The following is a 17,964-nucleotide window of genomic DNA, read 5'->3' as shown; positions in this document are numbered from 1 at the left end:
ATGATTTTTTATAAAATGACTCCCTCTAGTGTAACTGAAGCGCACCCCCCAAACGTTCAATGCGATCGCTAGTTACTACCTATACCTTAACTACAGGATCTTCTTCTTCGGGCAAACCCATAAACCGATTGAGATCGTTGGCAACCTTAATGGCAACTTGGCGATCGCTAACTGTGTCTAGATTGAATTGCACCTTAGAGTTAATATTTATTCTTGGATTGAAATATACATTTTTATAACTATCAATTGCATATAAAACATCAGCCTTAGCAATTTCATTAAACAAAAAATGATTAACTTTTGTTCCTAAAAGTGTTCTTTTAGATTGTGTTAGCTGCTCCTTGGATTTATCTAGAAGTATCTCTTCATAATCTACAAGTATAGAAAAAGCCCCCCATACAAAAGCCAAGCCGACAGCTTTTAACATAGCTGACCGCACCCAAAAGATCTACGTAGATAAGATCTGCTAAAGACACTTACTTACAGATTACGACTTTTTTTGCTGGGGCAAAGTATTCATTAATACATTAGAATTATTTCTTGGTAAATTAGGTTTTGCATTATTATTAATTTATGGGAGAGCTATACTGAGATTTACATAGGACTCTATACTATGAACATCTTGGCAATTATTTTTCCATGCTATCCGCCAGTCCCGACCTGATCGCCCTAGCCCGATCGCAAATCATTTTACTGACCCAAAGTTTGGGTGCAGTTGCTAGTGCTATCTATATCACTGAAAATGTGGCGGATGGGATGCCTACTAATCTAATTGAGGTTGCTGTATTTCCTGAAGATGGTTTAATGGCTCTGCCAGAAGCTTTCCCTGAAACTTTGCCAATGTTATCCATAGGGAGTAGTGGTTTGGTAAAACAACGCCGCTTTGTACTGCCCTTGATTTATGAGGAGGCTATTTTAGGATTTTTGATGACAGGAAGAGATGATCGTGACTGGCAGGAATACGAACAATCACAAATTCAACAAATTGCTAATACTTTAGCGATCGCCTGTGCTTTAGACCGTCGCAATCAATGGTTAGTCGCTAACCAACAGCGCCATTATGAAGAGCAAAGCAATTTTTTTGCTTCTTTATTACATCAACTTCGCAATCCTCTGACGGCCATTCGCACTTTTGCTCAACTTTTATCACGGCGCATTGTTGAGTCAGATCCTAATCAAAAATTTGTCACGGGGATTTTGCGCGAAACTCAGCATATTCAAGATCTGCTTAGTGAAGCTGATCGCCCTGCGCCATTGCTACTACCGCAAACCGAACATGAAAAAGCCTTATTACCTGCGGCAACTATAGATATTGCACCTGTAGATCTAAATGGCATTTTGGAAGCGATCGCTAATTTTGCCAGTGCGATCGCTCAAGATCGCAATATTCAGTTTCTATCTAATATTCCATCTCATTTACCCAAAGTATTAGGCAATGAATCAGGACTAAGAGAAGCGATCGGTAATTTGGTAGAGAATGCCCTTAAATACACCCCTGAACGTGGCTATGTATTGCTGGGTGCAGATGTGAAGCCTGACTCAGTTTACATCTATGTTCAAGACACAGGTGTAGGAATTCCTGATGCTGACTTACCAAGGCTATTTGAACGTAGTTTTCGCGGTAGACAAGCGGATGGCGATATTTCTGGTACGGGACTAGGGCTAGCGATCGCCAATGAATTGGTGCAGAAAATGGAAGGAAGTATTCATGTGATTAGCCAAGTGGGCAAGGGAAGTACTTTTGCCGTGACGCTCAAGCGATCGGCATAAAACAAAAAAGCCCCGCAATGCGGGGCTTTTTTGTTTTATAGGTAGCTTTAACTAATCCATTCAGGAATAGCTTCCTCTTTGGTATTAGTGCGGCGCTCAAGGGTTTGACGCTCGAACTTCATGTGAATGGCTCGATTTTGTTCGCCATCCGCAGCAACTGCAAAGATTGGATAGTCTTGGATACCATCTTGGAAAGAAGTATGGAAGCGGAATGTGCCGTCAGCATTGAGCTTAATCGGACGACCGCCAATGGTAACAGAAGCGTCAGGCTCAGTTGCACCATAGACAATCAATTCAGCATCAGCAACTAACCAGAATTGGCGAGGACGGATGGGAGCTTCACTAGAGAAGAAACTATAGCTGGACATGCCAATGCCAGAGTAGTTAATGCCGCTAGCACTGATTGCACCTGCCGCACCTGCAAACAATCCTGCACCAGAGGGGAAGACGTAGGAGCTAATAGACTCAGGAGCCATACCAATTCCCGACTCATGCTGCATAGAGCCATAGAGAGAGCCAGAGATTCTTTGAACTTCAGCTTCACGGGCAATATTGAAGATTTCGTCGTAGGAAGTATCGCTGCTGGTAGTAGCTGTTTCTTCGGGAGCAGGAGCAACCTTCTTAGCTGGAGGAACCAAAGTGAAGAAGGTTTGACCCTTGAGTGTTTGATCCCAAGGTACAGTAATAAAGTTGTCTTCTACCCATTCTGATGGGAATACTGGGGGAACATGAACAACCTTGGAGCGAGTTAGTACTAACCAACGACCATCGGCACAACGATAACCAAGTTCCGCTACATAGTCGCGATCGCTAATTGGAATGGGTAAGTACCATTCGCGAGCGAGTTCATCGCTGTTGTATTCCTGTAGGTTATTAGGAGTTTGGTAATCCAAATTGACATCAGTGGCATCATATAGACGTAGAGCCAACTGCTGTCCACCTTGGCGACGTAATTCTTCCTTCTGAGAATTAGGCACATCCCAATACACGTAAGCCCATTGGGGATCACGAGGTAATAGAACGATACGACTTTCGCCATAACCACTTGGTAAATCACCGATACTTTGATCAATGGCAGCAAGTGATTCTAGGTTTTCTTCTGTTTCTTCACTACCCACATTAAACTTTGATGCTTCCACGATTTCCTGTGTCTCCGAGTTACTACGATCTGCTTGGGTTGAGGCTGCACCTTGAGCCGTAAGAATAGTTTGAATATCAGCAAGTAGCTGGGATTTTCGCATTCGACTGTAACGAGAAATCTCTAGCTCTGCTGCTACTTTGCGAAGCTGACGCAAGGTCATTTCTTCTAGGGGAGGACGTTCCCTCGCCATACAATTAACCTCCAACTGCTTTTAATGGTATCTGCCTCAGTTGCACTGAACTGAGGTTTCGGTCTGTAGCTAAGTACATTCTGCCAAATTTTCGGAGAAGGTCAATGGCTGAAAGGGTTATCTTCTATTGGTTTAGACAAGCTTATTCCCTGTTTTTAGTACAAATACTTAGCTAAAACCAAATACCTGTAATTGTTGTGGCGATCACCTTGGCAAATTTTAGAGGGGATCGCAATGTCACGAAACCATAACATTGCGATCCCCTCCTTTGGATACTAGGGGAGGTTGCCCGAAAAGCCATAAGATTAAGGGGACAACAAATATGTATTTTTATAAATATGAAGGCAAAATACGAGTCTTTATTTAAGTCTTTAAAAGTTTTAAAAGTTTCTTTACAAGGCTTATGTCGTTCGGCGATCGCTTTTACATTGGCTTCCCTAGTGGTACTTAGCAGTTTTACACCAGAAGCAAATGCGGCTCTGTTTGCTAAAAAGGGCGAAGTATTGTCCACTAAAGAAATACAAACGCTGGTTAATGCAGGTTTGACTGGTAATTATCTCACTGATACAACTGACACGATCAAAATGTTGCGAGAAGCGATTAATCTGCCAGAAGATGCTGAAAATCGTGCTGCGGTTAAGACATCAGCAAGATACAAAATCAATGCCTATGTATCCCGTTATCGGGCTGATCGCGAAAAGAGTGGTTTGTATTCTTATACAACAATGCTAACAGCATTGAATACTTTGGCAGGATATTACAACGGCTCGGTTAAGCGGGCTGTACCTGCGAAGGTTCGCGATCGCTTGTTACAAGAGTTTGATCGTGCTGAAACTGCGCTAACTCAAGGTCGGTAATTTTATTTTTAGGAAACTGCACTGATTGCATTTTTTACATTGGCTGTAGGGGCAGGTTTTACTGATGACTCTGCTATATATGGTCAAATTATCAACTAAACCTGCTCCTACTCCTATTATTGGCTTAAGTGCAGTTTCTTAAAACGATATAACTAGCTTGCTTGAGGATGACGAAACATTGGCGACAGGATTGGCAACAATATACGAAGCACTGCATCAAGATTTGCAAACCCGTGAGTTTGTTGAAGAGTTGCATCAAACTGATGCAAAGGAATTTTGGTATAAGCTGATTGCCGTTCTCCAGCAATTTTCGATGCATCAACCGATTAAAGGACTTTTGCTAACTCATCATCCATATATTTTTCCGAATGCAGTTTATCGCCAACCCGAATTACAAACTTGGGTATTTACTACCAGTAAATCCTCACTATTTCCCACTGGTTCTTTACCGATTAGCAACACTCAAGTTGTCTCGATCCCCAAAGCTGATCCCCTTAATCAAGAATGGTTTTGCATTTTAGTCACAGAATTTTTTAGTGTTGTAATTCTAGCCTCTGCAAAAAGTCATAGTTGTACTTGGTCTCTGCATCCTGTAGCTATTCAAGCGGCGATCGCTGTCCTTCTACTGCGAATTCGGCGTACTGATCAACAAAATTTATTACAAACAAAGCTGCAACAATTTCCTCTTACCTTGCCGCCCTATCAAGTCATGGCAAGATTTGGCACAATTTTGATGGCACAATCTTCAATTCATCAAGAGTTAGCGATCCCTGAAATCCAAGAAGTTGATATCATCAAAGCGATTACCCATGAGGTGCGAACTCCGCTGACGACGATCCGTATGTTGGTGCGATCGCTAAAGCGACGCAAGGATATTTCGGCAGAAGTAAAAGCGCGATTAGATCGAGTTGATGCGGAATGTACGGAGCAGATCGAAAGATTTAATTTGATTTTTGAAGCTGCCCAACTCGATAGTTACGCCATTATGTTGGAAGCAACCCAAATCGAGGAAATCTTAAGTGATGGATTTATGCGTTGGCAAGACCATGCGGGACGGCGACAGATCTCTTTAGAAATGATATTACCGACGGAAATTCCTGCGATTTTGAGTAATGCTCTCCTGCTCTCTCAAGTTCTCAATGGACTCATTGATCGCCTAGTTCGCAGTTTTCCCCCTGATAGCCATATTCAGCTTGTCCTCACCAGTGCGGGTGAGTATCTAAAGTTACAGTTTCAATCACAAGTAACGCGACAAGGTGGGGGTGACTTGCCTTTACTTAAGGCAGTAGGACAATGGCTGATGCTACAACCTGAGACTGGAACCTTAAGTTTGAGTTTACCAACTACGAAGACTTTGCTCAAAGCTCTTGGGGGAAAGCTAACCGTCAGAATGCATTCTACAAGCGCTGCCTACGATGGTGAAATCCTGACCATCTTTTTGCCATTTATTTGAGTCAATACAAGTTCAATCTACGCAGATAGAACTTTAGGCTGAGATTCTGACTTTGATATTGCAATTATGTCCATTTTGACATAATGTAATAAAGGTAAATTAAATAGCTATGCTTAATTTCTACACTATTCAAAATAAACACAAGAAAAATTCATTTTATTTCATATGTGAGCATGAAATCTATAAATGCAAATGTATAAAAATTTTCAAATGAGTAATACACAAATAGTTCTTTAAACAGTGATTGATCGTTGTTGGAAATATTGCTTTGCACTACTTTCAACAAAATTCTCATGTGTCCTACTCATAGAAAACAATAGAATGAATAAAAAATTATTTTGGCTTAGTGGAGAAATCAAAACGCCTCCTTTTTCTGCGGTAGCAAGACGTGAGGCAGGATTTTTACTCAAAAAACTCCAAAGAGGAGAAATTCTATCGCTACCTTTCTCACGCCCTATGCCTAGTATTGGTAAACACTGCCATGAATTGCGTATCGCAGATGGAGAAAGTAATTGGCGGATTGTCTATCGTATTGATGTAGATGTCATCCTAATTTTAGAAGTCTTCAATAAAAAAACGCCAAAAACACCTAAGCAAGTTATTGATAACTGCCAAAGACGTATGAAACGTTATGATGATGCTTAAATTTTAGGTCAGACTTAATTGTTAAATTGAAGAGATTCGAGATCAAACACTTGATTCTCTTTAATCTAACAACTTTACACATAATATTATGAGTAAACTTATGGATTTAGAAAAACGCCGCCGATTAGAAGCCGATGGTTGGCAATGTGGCACTGTAGATGAATTTTTAGGATTAACTCCCCAAGAGTCAGCGTTTATTGAGATGAGGCTATCTCTTAGTCACTATCTCAAAGAGTTAAGAACTAAAAATAAATTAACACAACAAGCTCTTGCAAAGAAAATTAAGTCTAGCCAGTCTAGGGTTGCTAAAATGGAATCAGGCGATCCTTCTTCATCTTTGGATCTGATCATTAATACGTTATTAGAAATTGGCGCAACTCCTCAAGAGATTGGCAAAGTAATCAGTTCTCCATTTTATTAATTTGTCAACTAGTAAGCTAAAAACATGAATACGGTAACTTTAAATCCTTCACTTATTATGAAACTGCCTAATGAGTGACGAGATATATAGATTACTTTTGATAGATGGAGATCGCATTTTTCGGATGGGAATGCGATCATGGTTGGCACAATTTTCAGAGTTGGAAGTGGTGGCTGAAGCAGAGACGGTGGCTGAAGCCGTAGAGTTTTTGCAAGGAGCAGGAGATCTTGATTTAGTCATTCTCGATCTAAATATAAACGCAAAAAATTCGGAATCAGCAGCAATTGATCGGCAATCTGGTTTAGAACTGTGTCAGCGTTTAAAGTCTGAATATCCCCAATTGCCAATTTTGGTATTGAGTTCTCCACAGCCGTCTGAGCTAGTGGAAATGGTTTTACTCGCTGGTGTTGAGGGATATTGCCTGAAGGGCAATAATCCCGATGAATTAATAACCGCGATTCGCCTAGTTGCTTCAGGAAATCAGTATCTAGACGATCTCCAAAGACTTGTTAGCCAGCTCTCTAACCAAGCTAATCGCTTAATGCGAAATCTACCTGAGCAAACTGTGGTAGCGATCGTCAAGCGTAATTTCTATTTGTCGGGAATACGGGGCATTGATCGGGTGTTAGCTGAAGTCAAGGCAAATTTAGCCAATACCAATAGTGACCAGATTAGCGATCAGATTACCAAAATGATTTTAGCGGGACAGGCTAGAGAATTACAAGCGGCGCGTTGGTTAGTGAATCGGTTATGGGGACAACAAACAGAACCAGCTATGCCACCAGCAAATACGGTTTCTAATCTGGACGAAAAATACACTGTTTTTGATGGGGAAATAAGCGATCGCACAACTACAAAAGCTAACAACACAGCCCAAGATCAAACAGAGGCGCAATCCAGAAATAATGCTCTAGCTGTCCAAGCAAGTCTATGGGACAAAACGGTTAACAAACTACAATCTAGCTTATTAAATATAAGTAAAACTCCTTTAGAAATTGATATTTTGAAAGATGAGAAAAAGCGACAACTTCTATATATTGCTTTGCGCCAAATCGAACAAATCATCACTGATTTACGGTTTTCTCAAATTCAACCATCACAATTAGAACTGAAAATACCTGATATTTTAAAAAGTATTTGGCAGGAAACGATAATTAATTTTTTTGGCAAATATTATGTGCTGAATAATATTGATTCTGAAGTTAATGTTGTGGATGTTTTACTCAAGGATGAAGAGATCGTACAGACAGAATTTCTAGATAAAATTCCCCAGTTTGATAATTTACTATCCCATCTATTGTTTGAGACAGAATTAGTCATCGACGACTCTAGCGCCGCTATCGGGACACCTGAAGCAATGCAGAGGGTGGAGATGATCTTGGATAATTTAATTATTCAAATTGCTAATGCCGTAACTCAACCCCTCTTAAATAATTTTGCAAATATTGAAGAAATCAAACATAATTTCTATCGCTATAACTTATTAGCTACTCGTGAAATCGAACGATTTCGCAATGATTTATCTTGGAAATATCGCTTAGAGAAGTATATTGCTGAACCTCAATTAATCTTTGAGAGTCGTCATGTTTTGCTGACCTTTGCCGATCGCGGCATCAAAAGAATAACTATATACACCCCTCGCAATCAGGAGCTACAACAGCTAGAAGGGGTGCAACTTGCTGTTACTTTGGTACTGGAATTACAAGATGCGATCGCGCCAAGATTGAAATCGGCGATCGCTTTTATTGGTAGTGGATTTGTGTATGTGTTAACCAATGTGATTGGTCGGGGCATTGGTTTGATTGGGCGCGGTGTGGTGCAAGGAATTGGCAATGCTTGGCAAGAAAACCGCAACAAAAAGTAGGCTGTAGCGCTACAGCCTACTTTTTGTTGCGGTTAAGTCACGACATCAAAAATCTACGGCAAAGTGCTAATTTGTTGGACTAAGATATTTTTCTGGATTTTTCCCATAGCATTGCGGGGAAGTTCAGCGACAAAAAATATTTGCTTAGGACATTTGTAGGTGGCAAGGCGACTTTTGCAATGGGTAATTAACTCTTCATCGGGAATTGTAAATGCCTCTTTAAGGGCGATCGCGGCGACAACTTTTTCGCCAAAATCAGCATCTGGTAATCCTACCACTGCTGATTCTTTGACAGCTTCGTGGGATTCTAGAACATTCTCGATTTCTTTAGGATAGACATTAAATCCACCTGTAATAATTAGCTCCTTAGCGCGACCGACTAAGTACAGCCTGTTATGGTCATCGGGATCTTGAAAGCCCAGATCGCCCGTATGAAACCATCCGTCCGTAAATGATTCAGCCGTTTTATCAGGCATACCCCAATAGCATTGAAAGACATTTGCGCCACGAATCCATACTTCACCGACATCAGCGATCGCTGCATCCTCCCCACCACGATTAACAATCCGAATTTCTACGCCATCCAAAGGAAATCCCACACTCTTAGCTTTGCGATGCTCTGAATCAATATGATTGGAGGCATTCATTCCTGTTTCCGTCATGCCATAACGTTCAAGAATGCGAAAACCTGTGATGTTTTCAAATTGATAGAACTGTTGATCGCTGAGGGGTGCGGAGCCAGAAACAAATAGGCGCATACTCTGCAAATTTGGCTGAGGTTCTAGTTTTTCCCATTCATTGATTAGTCGTTGATAAATGGTGGGAACGCCCATGAATAGGGTGCAATTTGATGATGTTAAAGTTTCCCAAACGCGGCGTGGTTCAAATTTCTCGAACATGATCATAGTTGCGCCTGCGTAGAGACATCCTAGAGTAGCCACATTCAAGCCGTGTACATGAAATAGCGGCAAGACATGGAGCAGAATATCATGATCGCTCCATTCCCATGCTTTATGTAGGGCTTTCATGTTGGCGATGAGATTGTGATGGGAAATTGCTGCACCTTTACAGCGTCCCGTTGTGCCTGATGTGTAGCAGATCATGGCAATATCATCACCACCTGCGGCGTATTTGGGAAGAAGCAATTCCGCCATCGGCGGAATTGCTTCTTCCTTTAATAAGAGTTTTAATTCTGATAAATGCTGAATTGTCGATTTTACTTTGTTAAAAATATCGCGAGTGGTCACATATAAAGAACTACCTGAATCCGTCAAGAAATAGTCAATTTCTTCAGGGCGATAGTCGGGATTGAGTGGTAAGGTGATCGCACCGATGGAAAGAATCGCAAAATGAAAAAATAAAAATTCGATGCATTTTGGTAGTTGGACTGCGACGCGATCGCCTTTTTTGATACCTAAGCGATCGAGGTGAGCGGCATAACTCTGGACTTGCTGATCGAAATCTCGGTAAGTCCAAGTTTTGCCTCCAAATACGATCGCTGGTTTGTCAGCATATTTTGCTGCGGTTTCGGAAATTAGCCGAGCTAAATTCATGACTGGATTTACCTAAAATTTTTAATGTGGCGATCGCCTATGTCAAGGGATAGAGCCTTCTGCTGCTGCCCATAATTTTATCAAACATAAAACCCAAAAAGACAAATGGTGGCGCGATACGCTGCCATTTGCCTTTTTGGAGCTATACAGCAAATTTATTTACAGCGATAGACTGATGCTATGGCTAACTGTGCGATGATAATTTGAACTATCTTGTCTTTAGGTTTTGTTGACTGTGAATACCGTTCGTACTGTTTCTGATACTAAAAAAGATTTTTATTTAGCTTTTCCCAAGCCAGTCAATCAAGTCTATAGACGGGTTGTGGATGAGCTTTTGGTGGAAATCCATCTACTGAAAGTCAATCAAACATTTGTATATGACGCAATTTTTGCATTAGGTTTTGTGACTACTTTCGATCGCTTTACAGTGGGTTACAAGCCTGAGACTGATCGCTTTGCAGTATTTCATGCATTGTGTTCGGCGCTTCAGTTTGACTCTGATCGCATTCGCCAAGATGCGACAACTCTGAGCGACCTAGCCACGCGATCGCCTCAAGAAATTAAAACCCTGTTGACCAGCTTAGACTCTGGCATCAACCTTGAGCCTTTGTCTGGACAATTAAAGACGATTGCTAATAAAGAAAACTTCAAATATAGTCGCTTGCTGGGTGTAGGGCTATACGCATTGCTAGAAATTAGCGATCCTGACGATATTGCTGATAGTACGAAGCGTGAAGAAGTGATCAAATTAGTAGGTGAAACGCTGAAATTTGGTAGCGATCGCTTACTCAAAGATATTGACCTATATCGCTCCAATCTCGACAAGATTGAGCAAGCTCGTCAAATGATTGCGGACATGGTGGAAGCTGAACGCAAAAAACGCGCTCAGAAAGAAACTGCTTCAATCAGTGCCGCTTCTACAGAAACTAACGAAAATACATAAAAAAATAGAAGGCAAAGCCTTCCATTTTAAAATCCAAAATAGAATGGCGGAGCTTCGCGCCGCCATTCTATTTTGGATTTTAACTTGTTTAGGACTTATGCAAAAGAACCTAACGTAGAGGCAATTCATGAATTGCCCCTACGTGAAACCGCTGTTTCACGGTGATTTTGCGTAAGTCCCATTGTTCTAAAATGACTAGTCATATAGCAAAAAAAGAGTTAGCTAGTACAAACCAAAACCCAAGAATCGAGTGGCGGCGCTTCGTGCCGCCACTCGATTCTTGGGTTTTACGTCCTAAGCAAAACTTGCTTTGCTATATCAGGACAAATCAAAACCCAAATAGTGTGAGGCGGCGCTTCGCGCCGCCTCACACTATTTGGGTTTTATGTCCTAACAAGAATGGCGATAGCGATAAAAGCCAAACCCATCAGGGTTTTAAAAGAACAATACGCCATTTTGTTCTTTGGTATTAGACTAAAAAAAGTTGATTAGGATCAAAACAAGCTTGCCACGGTTGAGAATATTCCTTGAGAATAAGCCATCTCTCTTTAAATACTTCTGCTTGTAGATGATAATCCCAATCATGATTGGGAGGAGCATTTAACTTAATATATAAGGTCATACGATGAGGTGTTTCTGTAGTGCGAACTAACCAACAGGGAATCGTATTTGGTAAATCACTTTTGACTGAATTTTCTAAAAATGTAATATGGTGGGCGCGAGTGCCTATGTGTGTTGTCAGGTTTGTAGCATCATAGTTAACTTGGAGATTACAATCCCAATCGATCGCTTCGACATAATGAGGTGCAATCAGGTTTATTCGTGAAAAGTTTTTGCAGCCCGTCAGCCTCGCTGTTTCCAGATTTGAGGGATTTTCGAGAACATCTGACTTCTTCCCATATCGCATGACTTGACCATGATCTAAAATCAACAGATTTGTACAGATGCGGTAGGCTTCCTCAATGTTGTGAGTGACAAATAGCGTTAGCCCCTGATAATTGCTAAGCGCCGAAATTAGCTCTCGTTCCATTTGGCTACGCAGATGGGTATCTAAAGCCGAAAATGGTTCATCAAGCAGAAGGATTTCAGGTTGACTAACTAGCGCTCTTGCTAGAGCAACTCTTTGCTGCTGTCCACCAGAAAGTTGATGGGGATAGCGATCGCCAAATCCCTGTAGCTCAATGCTATGTAATTGCTCAGAAACTTTTTGTTTAATTTGTAATGATGGTAATTCCTTTGGCAAACCAAAGGCAATATTTTGTGCGACCGTTAGATGTGGAAATAGTGCGTAATTTTGGAATAGAAAACCAATATGGCGATCGCGACTAGGTAAATTAATATTGTTAGTACTATCAAATAAAATCTTCCCATTAACTACAATCCGCCCACTTGATGGAGTTTCCATCCCTGCAATGCACTTGAGCAGCATACTTTTACCTGTACCTGATGCCCCCAAAATGCCGATTGATTGATCAACACAGTGTAAAGTAATTTGCAAATCAAACTCAGGTAACTGTTTGGTGATATTGATGAATAAGCCTTTTTGAGGATTAGTAATTGGGGATTGGTAATGATGGTTTGGTAATGGTGGTTTGGTAATCGAGGATTGAATTTTTTCCTTTTTCCTTTTTCCTTTTTCCTTTTTCCTTTCTCTCTTATTTGACCAGAGATTAGCAATGGCGATCGCTGAAAACGACATTGATAAAATAATCGCTGTCCAGAGCCAAGCTTCTTGATTATCCCCTGCTTGGACGGCGGCATAAATGGCGAGGGGAATGGTGGTGGTTTGCTTGGGAATATTACCCGCTAACATTAGGGTCGCGCCAAATTCACCTAAGCCTCTAGCAAAGGCAAGCACCGCTCCTGCTAAAATTCCTGGGAAGGCGAGGGGTAAGGCTATTTGCCAAAAGGCTCGAAATTCAGAAGCCCCAAGGGTTTTCGCGGCTCGAATTAAATTCCCATCTACCTGCTCGAAGGCTCCTTGAGCTGTCTTATACATGAGTGGAAAGGTAACAACGACTGCTGCGACTACGCCTGCATACCAAGTGAAAATGATATTGAAACGGAAGAGTTGTAGAAATTTGCCTAGCCAGCCATATTGTCCAAATAGTTGGAGTAAGAGAAAGCCAACGACAGTAGGTGGTAACACCAATGGCGCAAGAAAAATGCTATCAAGTACTGATTTCCATTTACCACGATATTCAAGGAGACTATAAGCTGCCACAATTCCTAAAAAGAACGTAAAAAAGATGGCAGTAATTGCCACCTTTAGGGATATCCAAAATGGAGAGAAATCAAAGGCTGCTAAATCCATATTTCTCAAAAATAGTCTTGACTGGTTCGCTGGATAGATACTCTAGATAGGATTTGGCGCTTTCTTGATTGGAGCTTTTTTGCAAAACAGCGATTGGATAGACGATCGGTTTGTGAAGTTTAGCATCAATGATTTGTACTACCTTAACTTTAGTGGAAGTTTTTGCATCGGTTGCGTAGACAATTCCTGCTTGAGCATTGCCAGACTCGACAAATTGCAGTACTTGACGCACATTGTTTCCTAAGACAAGTTTTGATTGGACTTCTTGTAATAAATCCAATTTAGTCAGAGCTTGTTCGGCATATTGACCTACGGGAACACTACGGGGATCGCCGATCGCAATTCGTTCGATATTAGCATTGGTTAAGTCTTTCAAATCACTAGCATCACTCTTATCCTCTGGTACAATTAATACCAAGCGATTACTTAATAAATCGCGGCGGGTATCAGCAACGATTAAGTCTTTTTTCTGCAATTCATCCATTTGTTTGGATGCCGCAGAAATAAAGACATCAACGGGAGCACCATTTACGATTTGTTGTTGTAAGTCGCCTGAACTGCCAAAATTATTGCGAATGGCAACATTAGATTTAGCCTTGCTGTATAAAGGTGTAATTTCGCCCAATGCTTCCTTGAGACTAACTGCTGCCGAAACCGTTAATTGGATGTTCTCTTGTTTGACTGAAGGAACTGCTGATTGATTGGCTACAGGTTTACTTGTCTGTTCGATTGTTGGCGAGATGCATCCTGTGATCGCGCATAGGGTGACAACGATCAGAGAAAGGAAGGTGATGACCTTTTTTTTGTTCATGGAAAACTCTAATAGAGTAAAAGAACTATAAATAAACAGTTCCTTCATACATTGAAAGATGATTGTATAACCTTATACATATGTATATGTACACAGTTGTTTATACAAATATTTATACAAATTTGCATTGCTATACAGCAATCTTAAATGGGCTGCACTCTCTCAAACCATTTAATCTCACAAATAAAATAGGATTGCTATAGTCATTTGGTAGGAAGACAGTAAAAGAGCGATCGCTGTTGAAGGCAAATTGAGAGGCGATCATCCTATGGTTATTCTCGCAACTTCTAGCAATAGGCTACTATAGAAGATTAGATCAGCATTTCATCATAATTGCTACTCTAAATTACAAGTATATTTACTCAGGCAGACCTGCGTGCAAGCAATAGACCCACAAGAACTATATCCCTTTGAACTTGACCCGTTTCAATTACAGGCGATCGCCGCCTTGCAAGCAGGTAAGTCGGTCGTTGTTTGTGCACCAACTGGTTCAGGTAAAACCTTAATTGGCGAATATGCAATTCATGCTGCATTGGCAGACCATCGCCGAGTTTTTTATACCACACCACTCAAGGCTCTCTCTAATCAAAAGTTACGCGATTTTCGGCATCAGTTTGGCGATGATAATGTTGGTTTGCTAACGGGTGATACATCTGTAAACCGTGACGCGCCGATTTTAGTAATGACTACCGAAATTTTTCGGAATATGCTTTATGGCACACCAATTGGTGAAGTTGGCACTTCGCTTACGGATGTGGAAGTGGTGGTACTAGATGAATGCCACTATATGAACGATCGCCAGAGGGGAACCGTATGGGAAGAGTCGATTGTGTATTGTCCTGCGGAAGTGCAGTTAGTCGCGCTTTCAGCAACCGTAGCAAATAGCCAACAACTAACCGACTGGATTCACAAAGTGCATGGTGATACGGAGTTAATCTATTCCGATTTTCGTCCTGTTCCCCTTGAGCATTCTTTCTGTAATAACAAAGGCTTTTTTCCTTTACTGGACAGTTCCAACCAAAAGATTAATCCTCGCCTAAAACCGCTTACCAATAAGCCGCCATCCAAAGAAGAAAGGCATAAAATTGTCCCGCCCATCGGAGCCGTAATTTCACATCTACGTCAGCGTGATATGCTGCCAGCAATTTACTTTATCTTCAGCCGTCGTGGATGCGACAAATCGGTTACAGATTTGGGCAATGTTTCCCTTGTTAATGCAGAAGAATCACTGAGACTAAAGCCACAAATTGATGCGTTTATCGCCGCTAATCCTGAGATTGGTAAGCCCGCTCATATTGATGCTCTCTATCGTGGTATTGCCGCTCACCATGCAGGAATTTTACCCGCATGGAAAGGATTTGTAGAGGAGTTGTTTCAGCAAGGTTTGATTAAAGTTGTATTTGCTACGGAAACTCTAGCGGCGGGAATTAATATGCCTGCGAGAACCACCGTAATCTCTAGTATTTCCAAGCGCACCGATCGCGGACATCGGCTACTTAATGCCTCAGAGTTTCTGCAAATGGCAGGGAGAGCGGGACGACGTGGCATGGATAAGGTTGGCTATGTTGTTACCGTGCAGACTCCCTTTGAAGGCGCAAAGGAAGCTGCTCATCTTGCAACTTCTAGCGCTGATCCACTAGTTAGTCAATTTGCGCCAAGTTACGGAATGGTAATGAATCTGCTGCAAACCCACTCACTCGATCAAGCGAGAGATCTAGTTGAGCGAAGTTTTGGGCAATATCTTGCCGACCTAAATCTTGCGCCTCAAATCCAGAACCTAGAATCGGTAATGGAACAAATCGCTAAGCTAGAGCATGATCTGGCGAACATTGATTTGAAGCAGTTGGAAGTCTATGACAAATTGCGCGATCGCCTCCGTGAGGAAAAGCGACTCCTGAAAATGCTGGCTCAACAAGCAGAAGAGATGCGCTTAAATGATTTGGCTTCTTACGCACCCTATTTGCTATCGGGTTCCCCACTCACGATTCGTACCAATAAAGGTTTAATTATTCATACCGTTCTCGCAGCCAAAGTTCAAGGCTCTGGACAATTCCCTTGGTTTGTTTGTCTCGGTCGTGATAATCGTTGGTATACGGTCGGCTACAAAGATATCGTCCAAGTTGGCAGTGATTTATTGTTGGATGGTGACATCGAATATCCCGCAAAACTGCCCTTAAGACCAGGACAGTCGATCGATGGTGATGAAACTAGTTTCGCGATCGCCCAAAAAATTACGCCCTTACCAGATCCAGAACTGGCTCCTGAAGTGATTAAACAGCAATCGCGAGTGATGGCGATCGAGTCAGAGATGAATCAACATCCTGTCTCGAAAATGAGCGATCGCGGTGCAGTTTTCAAAAAAGTAAATCGTCTGGATCAATTGCAACGCCAAATTGAGTTTCAGCAAAAAGTGGTCAATGAACGCCGACAAAGACATTGGCAAGAATTTATGAGCCTCGTTAACATCTTGCAATTCTATGGCTGCCTTGAAGATACGCAACCCACCGACAAAGGTAAAGTCGTAGCAGCGCTGCGGGGTGAAAACGAACTGTGGCTAGCCATATGCCTAATGTCTGGCGAATTAGATAACCTTGCCCCCCACCATCTCGCCACTGTCTGCGCGGCGATCGTTAGCGAAAATAGTCGCCCCGACAACTGGATCAAGTTCGGGCTATCTCCCACCGTTGAAGATGCTCTCGATGGATTACGCGATCGCCGCCGCGAGTTGATGCCAGTCCAACGCCGCCATTTAGTAGATATTCCTGCATGGCTGGATTATGAATTAACAGGCTTAGTGGAGCAATGGGCTTTGGGAATGGAATGGTTTGAGCTATGCCAGAACACCAACCTTGACGAAGGCGATATTGTTCGTTTAATGCGGCGCACCATAGATTTGTTATATCAAATTCCCCATGTTCCCAATTTGCCGTCGCAAATCTATCAAGCCGCTAAGCAAGCTGCACAAATGATTGATCGCTTCCCTGTAAATGAGGTAATTTAAGTTTCCCTTTCTCATTCTTTAAGAAGTTCTTAGATTACTGGATATTTCCCAATACTATTGTTTATATGCATGGGCTTTAGCTAATCTTACCCAATGCTCTAAGAGTAAGTAGCGATCAAGTTCGGCTTCTTCAGTTCGAGAGAGGCTTCCAGATTTGTTGCGTTCGAGTAGTTCGCTCATCCGCACTTGTAAGGCTGGTGTGGGACGGATAGCGAGGATTGCTTCAGGACTGGGTTGACTTGCTAGAAGTTCGACAATTTGGCGATCATCTTGATAAGAGATCGTTTCTGTGGTGGGAATGTCTTGAAGTAATCGATCTAAGGTTTCAGGGAGTTTATCGCCTAATCGTTGTAGTTTTTCGCCGAAGCGATCAGGGACTTCTAGGATAATTTGCATTGGCTATGATTTGGAGATTGTGAGTTGTGTTCATTGTAGCAAGCTTGCTTATGGGCGATCGCCCCTTTAATCTCACTGAAAGTAAATGGAGATCGCTCAGAATAATTTCAAGATTTCAAGGTAAAATTTTTGCAATAAGACATTAACATCAAAATATTGGGATTTTTTATGGAACTGACTACAGCCGCGATCTCCGTTGGGACGTTAATTCTCAAAAAAGCTTTTGAAAAGACTGGGGACAAGCTGGGGGAGGCGGTTAGCAACCAAATCGGAAATTTGATGAATTTACTGAAGAAAAAGCCACTGGCTAAGACTGAGGCGATCGCTCAAGCTGAGGCATCAGCAGATTTTAAACTGGCGGTGTCAGAGTTGGAAACTGTCGCTAAGACTGATGATGAGGTGTCTAAGGCAATTCTGGCAGTTGAGGCGGCTGTGAAAGCTGATCCTGATTTATTGCAGAAAATACAGGAAACAGCAAAGGCTGTTAAAGATGAACCAACTTTAATTCAAAATAACGCTAAGCTGGCTGAAAAGATCGGTTTAGTCGTTCAAGGTGGAAAGGTTGAAATTCAAACTTTTAGCTTCTAAATTTATCTCTAAACATC

The 17,964-nt window shown here is 41.7% G+C and carries 15 protein-coding genes; 9 read left to right on the top strand and 6 right to left on the bottom strand.

Annotated elements, in window-relative coordinates:
* Window positions 1–79: 79 nt before the first annotated feature.
* Complete coding sequence (locus H6G05_RS21225; protein ID WP_190581262.1) at window positions 80–427, bottom strand: hypothetical protein; 348 nt, start codon at window positions 425–427, stop codon at window positions 80–82.
* Window positions 428–639: 212 nt separating this feature from the next.
* Between H6G05_RS21225 and H6G05_RS21220 the strand changes: the two genes are divergently transcribed.
* Window positions 640–1,770 carry a sensor histidine kinase gene (locus tag H6G05_RS21220; RefSeq protein ID WP_190581260.1) on the top strand — a complete coding sequence of 377 codons (1,131 nt, stop codon included), beginning with the start codon at window positions 640–642 and terminating at the stop codon, window positions 1,768–1,770.
* Window positions 1,771–1,817: 47 nt separating this feature from the next.
* Here the strand turns inward: H6G05_RS21220 and H6G05_RS21215 are convergent, their stop codons facing one another.
* The gene (locus H6G05_RS21215) at window positions 1,818–3,101 is read right to left on the bottom strand and encodes a DUF4912 domain-containing protein (protein ID WP_190581258.1); all 1,284 of its coding nucleotides are present in this window, start codon (window positions 3,099–3,101) and stop codon (window positions 1,818–1,820) included.
* 338 nt (window positions 3,102–3,439) lie between these two features.
* Here H6G05_RS21215 and H6G05_RS21210 point away from each other — a divergent pair, with 338 nt between their 5' ends.
* From H6G05_RS21210 to H6G05_RS21190, 5 genes are all read left to right on the top strand, one after another.
* Window positions 3,440–3,958, top strand: coding sequence for a photosystem II protein Psb27 (locus H6G05_RS21210; RefSeq protein ID WP_190581256.1), 519 nt, complete (start codon window positions 3,440–3,442; stop codon window positions 3,956–3,958).
* Window positions 3,959–4,115: 157 nt separating this feature from the next.
* Complete coding sequence (locus H6G05_RS21205) at window positions 4,116–5,411, top strand: sensor histidine kinase (RefSeq protein WP_242025726.1); 1,296 nt, start codon at window positions 4,116–4,118, stop codon at window positions 5,409–5,411.
* A gap of 321 nt (window positions 5,412–5,732) precedes the next feature.
* Complete coding sequence (locus H6G05_RS21200) at window positions 5,733–6,056, top strand: type II toxin-antitoxin system RelE/ParE family toxin (protein WP_190581254.1); 324 nt, start codon at window positions 5,733–5,735, stop codon at window positions 6,054–6,056.
* Between the two features lie 88 nt (window positions 6,057–6,144).
* The gene (locus H6G05_RS21195; protein ID WP_242025724.1) at window positions 6,145–6,477 is read left to right on the top strand and encodes a helix-turn-helix transcriptional regulator; all 333 of its coding nucleotides are present in this window, start codon (window positions 6,145–6,147) and stop codon (window positions 6,475–6,477) included.
* A 70-nt stretch (window positions 6,478–6,547) separates the two neighbouring features.
* On the top strand, window positions 6,548–8,341 hold the full coding sequence (locus H6G05_RS21190) for a DUF3685 domain-containing protein (RefSeq protein WP_190581252.1): 1,794 nt from the start codon (window positions 6,548–6,550) through the stop codon (window positions 8,339–8,341).
* A gap of 53 nt (window positions 8,342–8,394) precedes the next feature.
* Here H6G05_RS21190 and H6G05_RS21185 read toward each other — a convergent pair whose 3' ends face one another.
* Window positions 8,395–9,894 carry a class I adenylate-forming enzyme family protein gene (locus H6G05_RS21185; protein WP_190581249.1) on the bottom strand — a complete coding sequence of 500 codons (1,500 nt, stop codon included), beginning with the start codon at window positions 9,892–9,894 and terminating at the stop codon, window positions 8,395–8,397.
* Window positions 9,895–10,129: 235 nt separating this feature from the next.
* Between H6G05_RS21185 and psb29 the strand changes: the two genes are divergently transcribed.
* The gene (gene psb29 / locus H6G05_RS21180; protein WP_190581247.1) at window positions 10,130–10,837 is read left to right on the top strand and encodes a photosystem II biogenesis protein Psp29; all 708 of its coding nucleotides are present in this window, start codon (window positions 10,130–10,132) and stop codon (window positions 10,835–10,837) included.
* A 469-nt stretch (window positions 10,838–11,306) separates the two neighbouring features.
* On the opposite strand, the gene modB is transcribed toward psb29, so the two are convergent.
* Together modB and modA are read right to left on the bottom strand one after the other, a co-directional pair.
* A complete protein-coding gene (modB, locus tag H6G05_RS21175) occupies window positions 11,307–13,151 on the bottom strand; it encodes a molybdate ABC transporter permease subunit (protein WP_190581245.1) in 1,845 nt (614 codons plus the stop codon).
* On the bottom strand, window positions 13,132–13,962 hold the full coding sequence (gene modA, locus H6G05_RS21170; protein WP_190581236.1) for a molybdate ABC transporter substrate-binding protein: 831 nt from the start codon (window positions 13,960–13,962) through the stop codon (window positions 13,132–13,134). Before modA ends, modB begins: the two co-directional genes overlap by 20 nt.
* Before the next feature lie 376 nt (window positions 13,963–14,338).
* On the opposite strand from modA, the gene H6G05_RS21165 reads away from it, so the two are divergent.
* Window positions 14,339–16,963 (top strand): DEAD/DEAH box helicase, encoded by a 2,625-nt coding sequence (locus H6G05_RS21165; protein WP_190581234.1) that lies wholly within the window; start codon window positions 14,339–14,341, stop codon window positions 16,961–16,963.
* A 54-nt stretch (window positions 16,964–17,017) separates the two neighbouring features.
* On the opposite strand, the gene H6G05_RS21160 is transcribed toward H6G05_RS21165, so the two are convergent.
* Window positions 17,018–17,359 carry a hypothetical protein gene (locus tag H6G05_RS21160; RefSeq protein WP_190581225.1) on the bottom strand — a complete coding sequence of 114 codons (342 nt, stop codon included), beginning with the start codon at window positions 17,357–17,359 and terminating at the stop codon, window positions 17,018–17,020.
* A 168-nt stretch (window positions 17,360–17,527) separates the two neighbouring features.
* On the opposite strand from H6G05_RS21160, the gene H6G05_RS21155 reads away from it, so the two are divergent.
* On the top strand, window positions 17,528–17,947 hold the full coding sequence (locus H6G05_RS21155) for a hypothetical protein (protein ID WP_190581221.1): 420 nt from the start codon (window positions 17,528–17,530) through the stop codon (window positions 17,945–17,947).
* The last annotated feature ends 17 nt before the right edge of the window (window positions 17,948–17,964 follow it).

This window comes from Phormidium tenue FACHB-1050, assembly GCF_014696925.1.
Classification (GTDB): domain Bacteria; phylum Cyanobacteriota; class Cyanobacteriia; order Pseudanabaenales; family Pseudanabaenaceae; genus Pseudanabaena.
Note: the sequence above shows the minus strand (reverse complement) of the source record. Positions and strands in the feature narration are given on the sequence as shown.